General features: G+C 59.7%; 13 protein-coding genes. 3 read left to right on the plus strand and 10 right to left on the minus strand.

Annotated elements, in window-relative coordinates; translation table 11 throughout:
* The first annotated feature begins 27 nt into the window (after positions 1-27).
* The 3 genes from purE to WG891_RS14620 all read left to right on the plus strand — a co-directional run bounded on the left by purE (position 28) and on the right by WG891_RS14620 (position 2,482).
* Positions 28-552 carry a 5-(carboxyamino)imidazole ribonucleotide mutase gene (gene purE, locus WG891_RS14610; RefSeq protein WP_337263382.1) on the plus strand — a complete coding sequence of 175 codons (525 nt, stop codon included), beginning with the start codon at positions 28-30 and terminating at the stop codon, positions 550-552.
* Positions 549-1,619 (plus strand): 5-(carboxyamino)imidazole ribonucleotide synthase, encoded by a 1,071-nt coding sequence (purK, locus tag WG891_RS14615; RefSeq protein WP_337263381.1) that lies wholly within the window; start codon positions 549-551, stop codon positions 1,617-1,619. The genes purE and purK overlap by 4 nt, the downstream gene beginning before the upstream one ends.
* Positions 1,620-1,792: 173 nt before the next feature.
* Positions 1,793-2,482 carry a fimbrial biogenesis chaperone gene (locus WG891_RS14620; protein ID WP_337263380.1) on the plus strand — a complete coding sequence of 230 codons (690 nt, stop codon included), beginning with the start codon at positions 1,793-1,795 and terminating at the stop codon, positions 2,480-2,482.
* On the opposite strand, the gene WG891_RS14625 is transcribed toward WG891_RS14620, so the two are convergent.
* From WG891_RS14625 to tssC, 10 genes are all read right to left on the minus strand, one after another.
* On the minus strand, positions 2,443-3,402 hold the full coding sequence (locus WG891_RS14625) for a serine/threonine protein kinase (RefSeq protein WP_337263379.1): 960 nt from the start codon (positions 3,400-3,402) through the stop codon (positions 2,443-2,445). The two genes, WG891_RS14620 and WG891_RS14625, sit on opposite strands and share 40 nt — an antisense overlap.
* Positions 3,403-3,420: 18 nt before the next feature.
* Positions 3,421-6,039: a type VI secretion system ATPase TssH gene (gene tssH, locus WG891_RS14630; protein WP_337263378.1), complete on the minus strand. Its 2,619-nt coding sequence runs from the start codon at positions 6,037-6,039 to the stop codon at positions 3,421-3,423.
* 32 nt (positions 6,040-6,071) lie between these two features.
* Positions 6,072-7,121: a type VI secretion system baseplate subunit TssG gene (gene tssG, locus WG891_RS14635; RefSeq protein ID WP_337263377.1), complete on the minus strand. Its 1,050-nt coding sequence runs from the start codon at positions 7,119-7,121 to the stop codon at positions 6,072-6,074.
* Entirely contained in the window at positions 7,118-9,004 is a 1,887-nt protein-coding gene (gene tssF / locus WG891_RS14640; RefSeq protein ID WP_156292486.1) for a type VI secretion system baseplate subunit TssF, read from the minus strand. Before tssF ends, tssG begins: the two co-directional genes overlap by 4 nt.
* A 4-nt stretch (positions 9,005-9,008) precedes the next feature.
* A complete protein-coding gene (gene tssE, locus WG891_RS14645) occupies positions 9,009-9,590 on the minus strand; it encodes a type VI secretion system baseplate subunit TssE (RefSeq protein ID WP_083704358.1) in 582 nt (193 codons plus the stop codon).
* The gene (locus WG891_RS14650; RefSeq protein ID WP_337263376.1) at positions 9,590-10,405 is read right to left on the minus strand and encodes a type VI secretion system accessory protein TagJ; all 816 of its coding nucleotides are present in this window, start codon (positions 10,403-10,405) and stop codon (positions 9,590-9,592) included. Before WG891_RS14650 ends, tssE begins: the two co-directional genes overlap by 1 nt.
* Before the next feature lie 3 nt (positions 10,406-10,408).
* Positions 10,409-11,206, minus strand: coding sequence for a PP2C family protein-serine/threonine phosphatase (locus WG891_RS14655; RefSeq protein WP_337263375.1), 798 nt, complete (start codon positions 11,204-11,206; stop codon positions 10,409-10,411).
* Positions 11,206-12,972, minus strand: coding sequence for a type VI secretion system-associated FHA domain protein TagH (tagH, locus tag WG891_RS14660; protein ID WP_337263374.1), 1,767 nt, complete (start codon positions 12,970-12,972; stop codon positions 11,206-11,208). The genes WG891_RS14655 and tagH overlap by 1 nt, the downstream gene beginning before the upstream one ends.
* A 92-nt stretch (positions 12,973-13,064) precedes the next feature.
* Positions 13,065-13,547: an Hcp family type VI secretion system effector gene (locus tag WG891_RS14665; RefSeq protein WP_076940651.1), complete on the minus strand. Its 483-nt coding sequence runs from the start codon at positions 13,545-13,547 to the stop codon at positions 13,065-13,067.
* Positions 13,548-13,737: 190 nt separating this feature from the next.
* Positions 13,738-15,231: a type VI secretion system contractile sheath large subunit gene (tssC, locus tag WG891_RS14670; protein ID WP_156292481.1), complete on the minus strand. Its 1,494-nt coding sequence runs from the start codon at positions 15,229-15,231 to the stop codon at positions 13,738-13,740.
* Between the last annotated feature and the right edge of the window lies 1 nt (position 15,232).

Consider the following 15,232-nt stretch of genomic DNA (forward strand, 5'->3'; position numbering starts at 1 on the left):
TCTGTACAACGACAGGAGCCATACCCCATGGGAGCCAACGCTGCTTCAGCCAGTAACGCTGAGGTTAAAATCGCAATTGTAATGGGATCAAAAAGTGACTGGGCCACCATGCAGTTCGCGGCCGAAGTCCTGACCATGCTTGATGTCCCGTACCATGTCGAAGTCGTCTCCGCCCATCGCACGCCAGACAAACTGTTCAGCTTTGCCGAGCACGCCAGCGCTATCGGTTTTGACGTGATCATCGCCGGTGCCGGAGGGGCTGCGCACCTGCCGGGCATGTTGGCAGCAAAAACGCTGGTGCCGGTGCTGGGTGTTCCGGTACAAAGCGCCGCCTTGAGCGGTGTCGATAGCCTGTATTCGATCGTACAGATGCCACGCGGGATCCCTGTCGGCACGCTGGCGATTGGCAAAGCCGGTGCGGCCAATGCCGCGCTGCTGGCGGCACAGATCCTGGCGCTGCACGATGCCGCGCTGGCCCAGCGTCTGGCCGCCTGGCGCCAGGCGCAGACCAATGAGGTGTTGAACCACCCAGACCCGCGGGAGGAAGCATGAAGCCGGTTTGCGTACTGGGTAACGGCCAACTGGGGCGCATGCTGCGCCAGGCTGGCGAACCTCTGGGCATAGCGGTGTATCCGGTGGGCCTTGATGCCGAGCCGGAAGCGGTGCCCTATCAGAACAGCGTGATCACCGCAGAGATCGAACGTTGGCCGGAAACCGCGCTGACGCGCGAACTCGCCACCCACAGCAGCTTCGTCAACCGCGATATCTTCCCGCGCTTGGCCGATCGCCTGACGCAAAAACAGCTGCTCGATCAACTTAATCTGGCTACCGCCCCGTGGCAACTGCTGGCAAGCCAGGATCAATGGCCACAGGCGTTTGCGAATTTAGGGGAATTGGCGATCGTCAAACGCCGCGTCGGTGGCTACGACGGCCGTGGGCAGTGGCGTTTGCGCCCGGGCCAGGAAAGCCAATTACCGGCCGATGCCTACGGCGAATGTATTGTTGAGCAAGGGATCAATTTCTCTGGCGAAGTGTCTCTGGTAGGCGCGCGCGGCCATGATGGCCGCTCAGTCTTCTATCCATTGACCCACAATCTGCATGAAGACGGCATCCTGCGCACCAGCGTGGTTCTGCCACAGCCCAACCCGGCGCTGCAGCAGCAGGCCGAGCAGATGCTGTCGGCAATTCTCAATGAGCTGAACTACGTTGGCGTGATGGCGATGGAGTGTTTTATCGTCGGCGATCGCCTGTTGATTAACGAACTGGCACCGCGGGTGCACAACAGCGGGCACTGGACGCAGAACGGCGCGTCGATCAGCCAGTTTGAGCTGCATTTGCGTGCTATTCTCGGCTTGCCGTTGCCGACGCCGGTGGTCAATACGCCGTCGGTGATGGTCAACCTGATTGGCACGGCGGTGAATCTGCAATGGCTGGCTCTGCCCTTGGTGCATCTGCACTGGTATGAGAAAGAGGTACGCGCTGGCCGTAAAGTTGGGCACCTGAACCTTAACGATCCCAACAGCGCGTCGTTGCAGCAGGCATTGCAAGCCTTGGCTCCTTTGCTGCCAGCCGAGTATCAAAGTGGCTTGGCCTGGGCGCAGCAGAGGTTAAACCGGTAATTCTCCTCCCACAGATTCAGGCTGTACCCTAAATACGTCGCCACCTAAAGTATGACGGGTATAGCCAATCACCTCCTTTACGGGGGGAAATACCCCTTCACCTCCGCTTTACAAAACCCAACGTGGTCTATTCTATTCAGTAACCACCCCAGCCTCTGCGTCAGGAGTGTTCTATGAAACTTTTTTCGCCCACTATACGTCAGGCTTGTATTTTTGCCATGCTCGCCCTGTTCAGCAGCGCTGCCCCGGCCAGTGTCGCGCTGAACGGCACCCGCGTGATTTATCTGTCGAATGCCCAAGATGTCAGCCTTCAGGTCGATAATGTGGGGACAACATCGGTGGTGCTGCAAAACTGGATTGATGACGGCAATGCCGACGCCAAACCAGAAACCCTCAAAGTCCCGTTTCTGTTAAGCCCGCTAATCAGCCGTGTCGATCCCGGTAAAGGCCAGCGGCTGCGCCTCATCTATACCGGTAACAACCTACCGATGGACAGGGAATCCCTGTTTTGGCTCAACGTACTGGAAGTCCCCGCCAAAGAAGACAACAACCGCGTGCGGCTCGTTTTACGTAACCGCATCAAGCTGTTCTATCGCCCGGCGAGCTTGCAAGGTAATGCCAACGATGCCGTCAAGGTGCTCACCTGGAGCACCCAAGACCGCAACCTGCAGGCCAGCAACCCGACGCCATACTATGTCTCTTTCGCCTATCTGTCGGTGAATGGCAAAAAACTCGAAGGAGCGATGATCGCCCCACGTTCTACCCAGCTGTTCACTCTGCCGGGCCATGCCGGCAGCAAGGTCAGCGGCAGTTTCGTTAATGACTACGGAGCCATCATCCCCTTTGAGGCGTTCGTTAAGTAATCGTGCAGGTCGATCGCCAATAACCGGGCAAAGGCGGCGATATCCTGCGGCCGATCGGCGGGGTGAACCTCAAGCGCCGCGTCGATGGCCCGCAAAAACCGTTGGGAATAGCCGGTTGGGCCGCACTGCGCCAACGGCTGATAGCGGTCTTCAATCGAGCGCGTCAGGCTGACCGGTGGCAAGTGGCCGGTGATAAGCGTAGCCAGCAGCGCACCGATGGCATAGATATCCGACCAAGGGCCGTGGGCGTAACCACCGCGGTTGCAATAGAGCTCCACCGGCGAGAACCCGGGCTTTAGCACGATGTTGGTTTCTTTCGCGCCCCCTGCAGCCAGGGGGCAGGCGGAGCCGAAATCCAACAGAATTGGCCGCTGATGTTCCGCAATCTGTATGTTATCCCACGAAATATCCCGGTGCAGGTAGCCCTGCCGGTGCACCGCCGCAACGGTAGGCAGCAGCGAAGCCAGCAGCCTTCTGAGCCAGGGTTCGGTCACCAGCGCGGGGTGTTGCGCATAGCGTTTCTTCAGGGTGGTGCCGCCGTAAAGCGGCGTGCTGATATAGGCGCTGCCATTTGCCTGCCAGAAATCCCAAAGCGGCGGTATGCCTGGGTGCGCAAGGCTGCCGAGTATTTTGGCTTCCTGGCAAAAGTAATCCCGCCCGGCGTTGAAGGTAGGCAGCAGGAACGGGTTACGCGGCACAACCACGCCTTCAGCATTTCGCTCTGCGATCGTGGTAGGAATATACTCCTTAACGGCGGCGAAACGTTGCTGCTGATGGTCGAACGCCTGATAAACGATGCTGAAGCCACCTTCGCCAATCGCCTGCTGAATCTCCAGCTGTGCAAAGCGATAGCCCGGAGGCAGCGCCTGAGCGCGGCCCCCGCACACCGCCGTGGCTAACCCTGTATAAGCCGTCAGCACGGTTCGCTCTCCGCTGGGTTACGCACGGAAGTCATAGGCAAAGGCCTTATCGGCATAGCTGATATGCAGGTGGCGGAACGGCTGCAGCTCGGTGCTGGCGCTCAGCAAACGGTGGCTGATCTGCGGCAGCAGGGTATTGGTCAGAATGGTATCCACCATGCGCCCGCCGGATTCCACTTCTGTGCAACGGTTGACGATCTGCTGGATCACCTCATCATCAAACGAGCAGGTCATGTGGTGGCTTTCCAGCAGGCGCTTGCGGATCCGCTCTAACTGCAGCTTCACAATATCCCCCAGCACCGTATCGCTCAGCGGATAGTAAGGGATCACGTTCAAACGGCCGAGCAGCGCGGCAGGGAACGCGCGCAGCAGGGTATCGCGCAACGCAGCGGTGAGTTGATCGCAGTCCGGCAACAGGGCCGGATCGGCGCACAGCGCGTTCACCACCTCACTGCCCACGTTGGAGGTGAGAATGATGATGGTGTTGCGGAAATCGATGCGCTGCCCTTCGCCATCTTCCATCCAGCCTTTATCGAACACCTGATAGAAAATTTCATGCACGTCGGAGTGCGCTTTCTCGATCTCATCGAGCAGGATCACGCTGTAAGGGCGGCGGCGCACCGCTTCGGTCAGCACGCCCCCTTCGCCGTAGCCCACATAGCCCGGGGGCGCGCCTTTCAGGGTAGAGACGGTATGCGGCTCCTGAAACTCACTCATATTGATGGTGATCACATTGCGCTCCCCACCGTAGAAGTTTTCTGCCAGCGCGTGGGCGGTTTCGGTTTTCCCCACGCCGGAAGGGCCGCACAGCATAAAGACCCCGATCGGCTTGTTCGGATCGTCCAGGCTGGCACGCGAGGTAATCAGGCGGCGGGCGATCAGTTCCAGGCCATGTTTCTGGCCGATCACCCGCTCGTTTAAGCTGTCTGCCAGCTTGAGCACCGCTTCCACCTCATTTTTCATCATGCGGCCCAGTGGAATGCCGGTCCAGTCAGCCACCACCGAGGCAATGGTGTTGGCATCCACCGAGGAAAACAGCAGCGGATCGTCCCCCTGCACCGCAGCCAGCTGTTGCTGTAGTTCGTTGAGGTTCGAGCGCCAAGCGTCCTCGTCATCCACGATTTCGCCGGGGCGGTAAAGTTTGGCGCGCAGCTCGATGATCTCGTTGACCAGCACCCGCTCGTCGTTCCAGCGGGCGCTGAGGGCGGCCAACCGCTGCCGGGCCTGCTCCAACTGCTGCCGGATCTGATCCGGGCGCTGCGCGTCACCGGCACCGATGCGCACGTCGCGCACCGCCACCTCCAGCTCGGTTTCCAGCGCCTCGATCTGGCGGCGGCAGCTTTCCACCCGGCCCGGTTCGGCATGCTGGCTGACCGCGACCCTGGCGCAGGCGGTATCCAGCAGGCTGATGGCTTTATCCGGCAACTGGCGATCGGGAATATAACGGTGGGACAGGCGCACCGCCGCTTCCACCGCCTCATCCAGCAGGATGATCTGGTGATGCTGCTCCAGCGTGTGGCGCAGGTGGCGCAGCATCAGCACCGCTTTGCTTTCGTCAGGCTCAAGCACCTGCACCACCTGAAAGCGACGGGTCAGGGCCGGATCTTTTTCGATGTATTTTTTATATTCCGACCAGGTGGTGGCTCCGATGGTGCGCAACTGGCCCCGCGCCAGCGCCGGTTTCAGCAGGTTGGCGGCATCGCCGGTGCCCTGCGCACCACCTGCGCCAATCAGCGTGTGGATTTCGTCAACGAACAGAATGATCGGCGACGGGCTGGACTGCACCTCGTCAATCACCGCCCGCAGGCGCTGTTCGAACTCGCCCTTGGCCCCCGCCCCCGCCTGCAACATCCCCATATCCAGCTGGTACAGCGTGACGTCGCGCAGTTTCGGCGGCACATCGCCCGCGGCGATATAGGCCGCCAGCCCTTCCACCACCGCGGTTTTCCCCACGCCCGCCTCGCCGGTCAGCAACGGGTTGTTCTGCCGGCGGCGCATCAGGATATCGACGATTTGCCGGATCTCCTCATCACGCCCGGTCACCGGATCCAGCTCGCCACGGCGCGCTTTTTCCGTCAGGTTGCTGCCGTATTGCTCGAGCATGCTTTCACCGCTGCGGGGAGGTGCCGCCGTGCTGCTCTGCGCGGCAGCCAGCGCCGTTTCAGAAGAAGAGAGCAGGATCGCCTCAAACTGCTGCAACAGGCTTTCACTGCTGATCTGGGCGAAGCAGGGCGAAATCGCCAGCAGTTGGTTATGCAGATTGGTGGTATTGAGCATGCCCAGCAGCAGATGGCCGCCGCGGATCTGCTGGGCACCGAACTTCAGCGAACTGAAGATCCAAGAGCGTTCGACGGCGCTGTCGATATGCTCCGACAGATCCGACACCGAGCTGGCACCGCGCGGCAGCCGATCGATAGCGGCGACCACATCTTCCCCCAGCTTGCCCGCATTGATGCCGAAGTGGCGGATAATGTGCTGCCAGTCGCCATCAGGGTGCTGTAGCAACTGATGGATCCAGTGGGTCAGTTCAACATAGGGGTTGCCCCTGAGTTTGCAAAATGAGGTGGCGTTTTCCAGGCTACTGAGTAACATGCCGTTTAATTTGCCAAACAGAACTGCGCGGCTGATCTCTCTCATGCTTACACCTTAATGATTTGTTTTAATGAATATCAATGGCAATACTGCCCTTCGATGGGCTCAGGTGAAAAAATCAGCTCACCCGCATCGTTGTCATGTTCGGCATCACGTAGCCAGCTACTCAACCCGAGGCGCTGCCCGCCGCTCAGCGCTGTTCTGCTGACTTCCTGCTTGCGCAGGATCAGGCGCACATCCCAGATATATTCAATCCCGAGGTAGTGCCGCACCCAGTCGCGCAGCGCGAGCGCCTGCGGGCCGCCGGGCATAAAGCTGTGATACTCCGCCAGCGACATCGGCCCCAGCTCAATGCGGAATTTGTGCTGAACGTCGCGCACCGCGCGGCCAAGAAACGCGTCGCGCCCCAGTTGCAATGCCTGGCCCGCCACCAGTTGCGTCTGCTGCTCCGGGGCGATGGCTAACCACACGGGAATGTTCTCTATAATGCGTACCGGCACCTGAAAGTAGTGCCGCAGGATCTTCGCCAGCCCTTCGGCGTCGCGCCCCTGCCGCACCAGGTGCCCCGCCATAAAATACTTGGCGTGAGTGGGCAGGCGATCCCGTGGGCGTAGCCCCTCCACGCCCAACCCCACCAGCGCGGAGAGGTAGCGGGTAAAGGAGCGATCGTCTTCGCGATCGAGCGACACGGTCGGCTGGCTGTTGGCCCAGGCGCGGTAAAACAACAGGATCAGGCGATGGTGGAACAGGTTGATAAAGTCGAGCAGCGTCCGGTCCTGATGGTGCAGATAACGCTCGCGCACGTATTCGGTAAAATGCAGCGGCAGCGGGCCGTTGGGGCCAAACAGCCCGAAGCTGTAGATCAGCAACTGGTATGACGGCGAATGGCTGGCGGGCCCGGCGCTGGCCAGCGTGGAGGGCGCGAACGACAGCGAAGGCTGTTGCCCCAGGCGTATCGGCTCCTGGCGCGGATGCGGCGCGCGCCCGAGCGGCCAATCGAGCCCGCCCTGCGCGTCAAGACGCCGCAGGATCTGGAACAGATCGTGCTCATAAGGGTGTTCGGTGAGTGAGGTCCAGAAATCCTCCGGCAGGCGCGGGCTGCTGCGCACTTTCATGGCGGAATTCATATCAGGGTTCTCCTGCCCATGCGCGGCCGCCACTGGGCGATCTTACCGCGCTGCGGGGTGCTCAGTGAGGTGGTGACAAAGGTGTTCATCGTCACCATGCGGCTGAACAATCGCTCCAGCACGCAGCCAAGCAGGTATGGCGTGCTGCCGGAAAATGCCTGTTCATCAATGGTCAGATCAATGGCCACGCCGCGTGAAAACACGATCGGCCCGGGCGCGGGCGCACGCTGATAGGAAGGCGACAGGCGGCAGTGCTGCACCCCTTTGATCTCCTTGGTAATCTGCGGTTCATCCAGCTTAGCGTACAGCGTCAGCAGTTCCCGCAGCGCCCGCGCGCCCTGCTCGTCATCCCCTTCCATCAGGCTGAGATAATCCAACTGCAGCTGGCTGATCAGCCCCCAGGAGATGCGGCCTTCCGCCAGCGCCTCGCGCGGCGGGGACAGCGGCGTTTTCAAGGTGACCTGACGCAGCGGGATCGAGTCGGCCACCACAAAAGAGAGCGCCTCCTGCCGTTGCAGCAACAGAGGCAGATCGCGATTGGTCGCCAGCACTTCCGCCGTGATGTACTCCAGATCGTTACGCCAAGGGGTGTGATAGGCGTCGACCAGCGACAGGAACACCTCCGAGCCGGAATAACTGCTGCGCGCCCCCTGGCGCTGGCTCTGCACCGAGGGCGGGCGCGGCGAGCGGCGCAAAGAGAAGTAGGCACCGTAGTTCTGCCCATCGCGCCCCTGGGTGCAATAAAACGGCCGGAATTCCTGCTCCTGCTGGCTGTTGGCTGAGGTTCCCCACAGCCGTTGCACGGAGAACACCTCAAAATCCAACGGCTGAATATTGTCCACCACCAGATGGTATTCGTTGCTTTTGTCATTCAGCGTGATGCGTTCCGCCACCTTGGGGAACAGGTTGATCACCGGCGTGCAGTGCAGCGCAAGGTGGCTGGCGTCAACGCGCTTGGCCAACGCCGGTAGCTCTTTGTCCAGCAGCAGAACGATCTCAAACTCGCGCACATCGCCATGCTGCGTTTTGCCCGCACCAAACAGCGCCGCCAGCCCAGAGACGCTGAAAAAGCGGAAGCGGGCGGGAAAGGCAAAATACTCTTGCAGCAGACGATAACCGTCAAAGTTGCGCAGATCGTTGGGCAACAGCGCCTGATCGGCGTCGAACCCCTCATGGTGCAAATGCTCTTTCGGCAAATAATGGCGCTGCTCAAGAGCTGCCCCCACCGGCTGGCAGATAATGCCGGTGGTGTGCTGCATCAACAGCTCCAGCAACTGCATGGCTTCCAGATCCTGGCCGCTGAGGTAAAACATCAGCTTGTCGAGGTTCAGGCTGTCAAAGGTGACGTTATCGTCCAGCCGCAGGCGGATGCGCAACGCATGGCGGCTGGCGTTGCGGTTGAATTTGGCGGTGCTGACGATATCGGCGGGCAAGGCCCCCAGCGCAACCTGGCGGATACTGAGCGGGTACAGCGTCACGTCGTGGGCGGTGCGGTATTTGCAGACAATGCCGTTCTTCCTGAAGGTGTCGCAGGTCATCACCGTGCCCCTTGGCACCAGAAACCCGGCGTTGATGTTGCCCTTGCGGCCGTCGGGGTGCAGCTCGGCCACCGCCATCGACGGGGTGGGCGAGAGGTAGTTGGGGTAAATCACCTCCAGCATCCGCTGCGAGAAACGCGGGAACTCCGCGTCCATCTTCAGTTGAATGCGCGAAGTGAGAAAGGCAAAGCCTTCCATCAGGCGCTCGACGTAAGGATCGCCAACGTCAATCCCCTGCATCCCCAAGCGGCCCGCCACTTTCGGGTAGCTCTCGGCGAACTCGGCGCCCATTTCGCGCAGATAGAGCAGCTCACGGTTATAGTACTCAAGCAGTTTACTGTCCATGTCCTCACCCTATGTCTTTGAGATTGAAATAACCGTTTTCCAAATCGACGTCGGAACGGAAACAGAACTCCAGCGGATGGGGGCTGCACCACAGCAACCCGCGGATCTCGATCGACAGGACGTTGTGCGTATCCAGATCGTCCCTGCCGGAGATACACAGCAGCTTCAGCTGCTGCGGAATAATGCGCGGTTCAAAATTGAGGATGGCCTGAGTGAGGTTTTTCTGGATATCCGGCCACTCGATTTCCGACATCCTTTTCCCCGCCAGCGGCGTAATGCCGTAGTTGAGGGTAGAGCGCCGGACTTCGGGAAAGGCCTGCAGATCGATCATCGGTTCGTTGTTGTTGCAGTTAAACAGCCACTGCAAATCGCGCAGGATCATGTTGCGCAGCGTGCTGTGCGCAATGGTCTTGTTGCTGTCCGCTTCCCGCTTATTCTGCGGTTCAAAGTCCGTCAGCCGATCGAACAGCGCGGGCAGCATGCGATCGCGGGAAGAGACCCCATCGCTGTTCCTGCGGTTAACCCGTGCGGCGACGGCGGGCGATCCCACCGGGGCCCCGCTGCGCTGGTTGGTGGTATCTGTCATCAGGCTTCATCCGTGGTGAACTGAATCTGCTGCAGCGTCAGCAGCGCGTATTCCTCGTCGTCGGTGATCCAGGTCTTTTGCCCTTGACCGGCATAGTGGCCGTTATCGCTCAGGGTCTGCCAGTCAGTTTTACGCCCCAAACGGTGGGCATCTTCGCTGGCCGCGGTGAGCGGATAACGCGCCGGGATCTGGCACACCTGCTGCTTGCCGGAGCGCCACTTCACCATTGCCGGTGCCCAGAACAAGTGCACCACGTTTTGCGGCGGCTGGAACCTGATCGACTCCAGCTCCTGAAACGGCACCCAGTAGTAACGGTTATCCAGAAACAGTTCGCAGATTGGCCCCAGGCGGCTGTCGGCGTCGGCCAGCCAGGCGAAAGGGGTGGCGGGTGCAGATCCCTCATCGCTGTTGAGCGAGAGCTGCCCGGCGTTCTCATCAGCCAGCTCGAAAGCGCGATCGCGCAGTTGGCAGGCCTGCGCTGGCGCAGCGCGCAATGCTTCCGCCAACAACAATGGCCACTCCTGCGGCGGCGTGAAGAACGGCGGGGCGATCTCACCGCTGAACACCTGCTCGCGCTGCATTTCTGCCGCTACGCAGTCCGCCAACTGCTGCGTGGTGGGCGCAGCCTGCGGCGTCAGCGCCTGCCAGGCAGGTAATTGGCTGCTGGCGCGCTGCCAATCACCGTACAACAGCAGTAGCTGGACCCATTCGGCGCGTTTGTCTGCGTCCGCCGGGGCGGCTTTGACCGCCGACTCGCAACGCTCCAGCGCGCTGGTTAATGGCTGACCTTTCAGAACAGAGAGCAATGATTTCACGGTTTATCTCCTGCTTCTTTGGCAATTTGGCGTCTGGAAGGCGACCTTTTCTTCCAGGGGGAGTATCTGCAACAGCGTGGATTCCTGCGGGGCACCGATCCATACGGCGATGGCGCTGTAGTTATCCTGCTGTGAAAGCGGCGGTGACTGGTGTTCGATCAGCGTCAGCCACTCGCTGGGGGTGTGGGCCAGGCGCAGCGTATACTCCAGTTGCGCCAGGTTATAGCGCTTCCAGAAGCCATCGCTGCACAGCAAAAACACGTCGCCATCGGCCAGCGCGAGCGTCGGGCTATAAGTGGCATCCTGAGGGTTGCCGGTGCCGAGAGCGGCATACAGCAGGTTGTCGGGCAGCCCGCCGGTGTGAAACCCGGCATCTTTCATTTTTTGCACCAGGCTATGATCCGTGGTGGACTGGCACAGATAGCCGTTGCGGAACAGATAGAGCCGGCTGTCACCGGCATGCACCCAATGGGCCTGCAGGGCGGAGCGATCGATAAACAGCGCCACCAGGGTGGTGCGCATGCGGTGGTAAGCCTGATCCTGCTGCTGCGCCTGCTGGATCATCTTTTGCAGTTGGGCGATCAACCCGGGTACCGCCTCGGGTTGGCAAGGGTTGCCCTGCCCGGCGTGCTCCAGCAGAAACTGGCAGGCCAGCGCGGCGGCCTGTTCCCCGCCCGCATCACCAGCCACCCCGTCACACAGCACGAAGCAGGCCGCCTGTTCCCCCAGGTATTCACCGGTTTTATCCTGATTCTGCGCGCGGTTACCCTGGTTCGAGCACCAGACGGCTTCTATTTTCATCACGGCACCTTCTGATTCTGAGACGCCTTGTATTGGCGGATCTCCAGATCGTAAGCGTGGAGAAAAGCCTCGCCGAACAGGGTGTGAAAATCATCCTCCACCTCATTGGCTACCCGCTGATAATGGGCCTTCAGCGTGTCCCACAGCGCCGCCTTGCGGTTGCCGGAAAACACTCCCTTGCCTGGCAGTGTGCCCTGCTCCGCCGCCATTTTCTCCAGGTTATCGGGGTGGAAGGTTTGCAGCATGGCGGCAATGATGGCGCGCACCCCGGCAATCATGCCCAACTGGTGGGCCTGTAGATCGATCATCGCATCGCGCACGGCGTTTTCCGGCGGAATAAAACCCGGCATCGGGGTGCTGAACATCTGCAGCAGCACGGTTTTGCCCGAGGGCAGCATCTTGAACGGGTTGTTCTCCTCTTCCAGGATCATAGTCATCTCGGCTTTCAAGCCGCGCTTGAGTATGTTGCGCGACGACAGCAGCGCGACGGTGCCCTGTGAAAACAGGCTCAGCAGCTTGCCCGCCAGGTAGAGCTGTTCTGGCGAAAAATCCGGTTGCAGCACCGCATCATCCAACCCCAGCCCGGCGACAAACGCGCTGAACAGCTCACCGTGCAACTGCTCTTGCGAAGCCGATTTGGCCGGTTTGAACGGCTGATGCCTGACCGGATCGACCCCGAGCCTGGTCAGCGGGGGCGGCATGGCATCGAGCGGAGCTCCTGCCTGCCGATGCGGTGCTTCATGCTCCTGGGGAGCGAAATCATTCAGGGAAACGCCATCGGCAGCGCGGGCCTGCTCCGCCCAGGTGAGATCGTCATGCTGAACGGGCGTTTCCGGTTTGCCTTCGGCAGCCTTTGGCGCTGCCGCTGCTGCGCCGGGTGCTGCGGGCCAGATTGCCAGCGCCGGGTCAAAGGCAGCCTCGTCGTTCAGGGTTGAGGCGAGCGGCACTGCGTTATCGGCAAACAGGCCGAGCAGAACGTCGTCTTCGCTGCCGCTGTCGGCATTCAGTGCCCACTCTGCCGCCAGTTCATCGGGCAGATTCAAGAGCGGCGGCGCAGGCTCCGCCGCCGGGGGTTGCACAGGCTCAGGGGTGGCCAGATCCTCTGCGGACCATTTACGGTTCACCGACAACACGCTGGGCGTGGTGTCTTTCATGATCGGCGGCAGAGAGAAGGGATCGTCCTGCGCAAACAGGTGGTCTGGATCGATCGATTGGTCATGCAGCGAAGCCAGATCGGTTTCCTGCGCCATCGCCAACGGATCTTGCCTGGCACGGTTGTCCGGTTCGTTGGCAAACAGCGGGTGGTTCGGCTCGTGGGGTAACGGCCTTTTATGCTGTGGCTGATGCAACAGAAACTCCGCCTCCAGGTTGTCCCAGACCGCTTCGTCGATGCTGTTCACCGATGACGCGGCCCCCTGCGACAGCAGCAGCGGAGCCAACGAGAGAGGAGGATCGTTCAGGCTGACGCTGAACTGGTAACCCGCGATGTCGAGAATGTCGCCTTCTGCCAGCGGGTGTTGCACGTTGTGCGGCAGTTCACCGCCGTTCAGCAGCAGCGCCGTGGTGCTGCCGCGCTGTGTAATCTGGGCTTCCCCGGTGGGAGAAATGTGCACAACGGCCTGCAAACGGGAAATCGCCCGGCTTTGGTCAGGCAGGATCAGCGTATTGTTGGTATCGCGCCCAATGGTTCCCCCCGGTGCCGTGAAGTCACAGTAATTCTGGGGTAACCGCTCATTGTCCCTGTTCCTGATCATCGTTAGCCGCATAGCCCTTTCCCTTTTATATTGTCTTGCCAGAGTCGCCGCTTTATTTTTTAGTGGACGATTTCCCAGGAAACCCAGGAAATCGTCCCTATCAATTACGCTTCGCAGTTCTGCTTAATATCCCAGCCGGCACTGCTTTCTGCGCCTTTGCCTCCTTGCTCGGTTTGCTCCCAGTATTGCTGCTGAACTTTGGCAGCCTGGAAGGAATAAAGAATGCCTACGGTGTCTTCGTCATCGGCACCGGTGTATTGAATATTGGTGACCAACACATCATCCAGCGTCACTCGGGTATATTCCATCTGCCCGCCGCCGGCTTTACAGACGGATAATTCGACTTTGCTCAAGTGTTTGCCGCTGGCACAGTGCTTCAGCAGCGCCGGAGTGGATTTATCGATCAATGCTTTGATGTGCAAATCGTTAAAACAGACTTTCCCGGTACCACCGCCACCGCCAACGCCCATATTTCCAGGCTGGGATGCGCCCCAGGAAAAGGAAATAATATCGGTCCAACCTTTGTGATTAGCGTCCTTGGATTCACCATTCGCGCCATCAACCTTCATGAACATATCAATTGCCATAACAAAAGCCTCTTGGGTTTAGAGTTAAGTAAATTCCGTTTTTATAAAGCAACGGTGGTTCACGGCATGAGAAATCCCAACCCTTCAGAAAACGAAAGTTGTTATTCCTATGCTGTTCTTTGTGTCCTGTATTTCAGCTTGCGGGTATCTGTGACCCGCAGGCGAAATATCAGGATTCGTTCTTGTTTAATTAACTTTGTTTTAATGAAGGCAGCTTCGAAACCAGGCGTAACGAAACCGTCAATCCTTCCAGCTGATAATGTGGCCGCAGGAAGAACTTCGCCGAGTAATAGCCTGGGGCGTCTTCAATTTCCTGCACCTGAACTTCTGCCGCCGCCAGCGGTTTTCTGGCTTTGGTTTCCTGCGATGAGTTGGCCGGATCGCCGTCGACGTAATTCATGATCCAGTTGTTCAGCCACACCTCCATATCGCTGCGCTCACGGAATGAGCCGATCTTGTCGCGCACGATGCACTTCAGGTAATGCGCAAAGCGGCAGCAGGCAAACAGGTAAGGCAGGCGTGCCGCCAGTTGGGCGTTGGCCGTGGCATCGGGATCGTAATACTCCGCCGGTTTCTGCAGCGACTGGGCGCCGATAAACGCCGCGAAGTCGGAGTTTTTACGGTGGATCAGCGGCATAAAGCCGTTTTTCGCCAGTTCGGCTTCGCGCCGATCGCTGATGGCGATTTCGGTCGGGCACTTCATGTCCACGCCGCCGTCATCGCTGGGGAAGGTGTGACACGGCAAATCAGCCACCGCTCCACCGGACTCGACGCCGCGAATGGCGGTACACCAGCCGTACTCTTTAAAAGAGTGGTTGATATTGGTGGCCATCGCGTAAGCCGCGTTGGTCCAGGTGTAGTTTTCGTGGTTGGCGCTGTCGGTCTCCTCTTCAAAATCAAACTCGTCGACCGGGTTGGTCTTGATGCCATAAGGCAAGCGTGCGAGAAAACGCGGCATGGTCAGGCCGATATAGCGTGCATCTTCCGACTCGCGCAGGCTGCGCCACGGGGCATATTCGGTGTTCTGGAAGATCTTGGTCAGATCGCGCGGGTTGCCCAGCTCCTGCCAGGACTCCATCTGCATCACGCTGGGGGATGCCCCGGCGATAAACGGGCAGTGCGAGGCCGCGCTGATCTTGGCCATTTCACCGAGCAGCTCCACGTCCGGTGGGCTGTGATCGAAATAGTAATCCCCCACCAGGCAGCCGAACGGCTCGCCGCCGAATTGACCATACTCCTGCTCATAGACGCTCTTAAACAGCGGGCTCTGATCCCAGCCCACGCCCTTATAGCGCTTCAGCGCCCGGCCCAGCTCACGTTTAGAGATGCTCATAAAGCGGATTTTCAGCATCTCGTCGGTTTCGGTGTTGTTGACCAGATAGTGCAGCCCTTGCCAGGCCCCTTCCAGCTTCTGGAATTTTTCGTGGTGGATGATTTTGTTGATCTGCCGCGACAGCTTGCTGTCGATCTCCGCGATCAGCGCCTGAATGGTGCGATAGGCGTCGGCAGAGACGGTGACGGTATTTTCCAACGCCTGCTGCGCCAGCGTTTTCACCGCATTTTCTACCGCCTCTTTCGCCTGATCGGTTCTGGGGCGAAACTCTTTCTGCAGCAAAGCGTTGAACTCGTCGCTGGTATAGGCTTTGGCCACGGGTGCGGCGTATTGCTCAAGTTGTTGGCTCATG

It is taken from the genome of Serratia sp. MMO-28 (genome assembly GCF_037199905.1).
In the GTDB taxonomy this organism is placed as follows: Bacteria; Pseudomonadota; Gammaproteobacteria; order Enterobacterales; family Enterobacteriaceae; genus Chania; species Chania oryzae.

Bases quoted from the DNA above. Each gene is read 5' to 3' on its own strand.
- tssE (WP_083704358.1), bottom strand. From the start codon at position 9,590: ATGACAGATACCACCAACCAGCGCAGCGGGGCCCCGGTGGGATCGCCC.
- tssC (WP_156292481.1), bottom strand. From the start codon at position 15,231: ATGAGCCAACAACTTGAGCAATACGCCGCACCCGTGGCCAAAGCCTAT.
- WG891_RS14665 (WP_076940651.1), bottom strand. From the start codon at position 13,547: ATGGCAATTGATATGTTCATGAAGGTTGATGGCGCGAATGGTGAATCC.
- purK (WP_337263381.1), top strand. From the start codon at position 549: ATGAAGCCGGTTTGCGTACTGGGTAACGGCCAACTGGGGCGCATGCTG.
- tssH (WP_337263378.1), bottom strand. From the start codon at position 6,039: ATGAGAGAGATCAGCCGCGCAGTTCTGTTTGGCAAATTAAACGGCATG.
- tssG (WP_337263377.1), bottom strand. From the start codon at position 7,121: ATGAATTCCGCCATGAAAGTGCGCAGCAGCCCGCGCCTGCCGGAGGAT.
- WG891_RS14620 (WP_337263380.1), top strand. From the start codon at position 1,793: ATGAAACTTTTTTCGCCCACTATACGTCAGGCTTGTATTTTTGCCATG.
- tssF (WP_156292486.1), bottom strand. From the start codon at position 9,004: ATGGACAGTAAACTGCTTGAGTACTATAACCGTGAGCTGCTCTATCTG.
- WG891_RS14655 (WP_337263375.1), bottom strand. From the start codon at position 11,206: ATGAAAATAGAAGCCGTCTGGTGCTCGAACCAGGGTAACCGCGCGCAG.
- purE (WP_337263382.1), top strand. From the start codon at position 28: ATGGGAGCCAACGCTGCTTCAGCCAGTAACGCTGAGGTTAAAATCGCA.
- tagH (WP_337263374.1), bottom strand. From the start codon at position 12,972: ATGCGGCTAACGATGATCAGGAACAGGGACAATGAGCGGTTACCCCAG.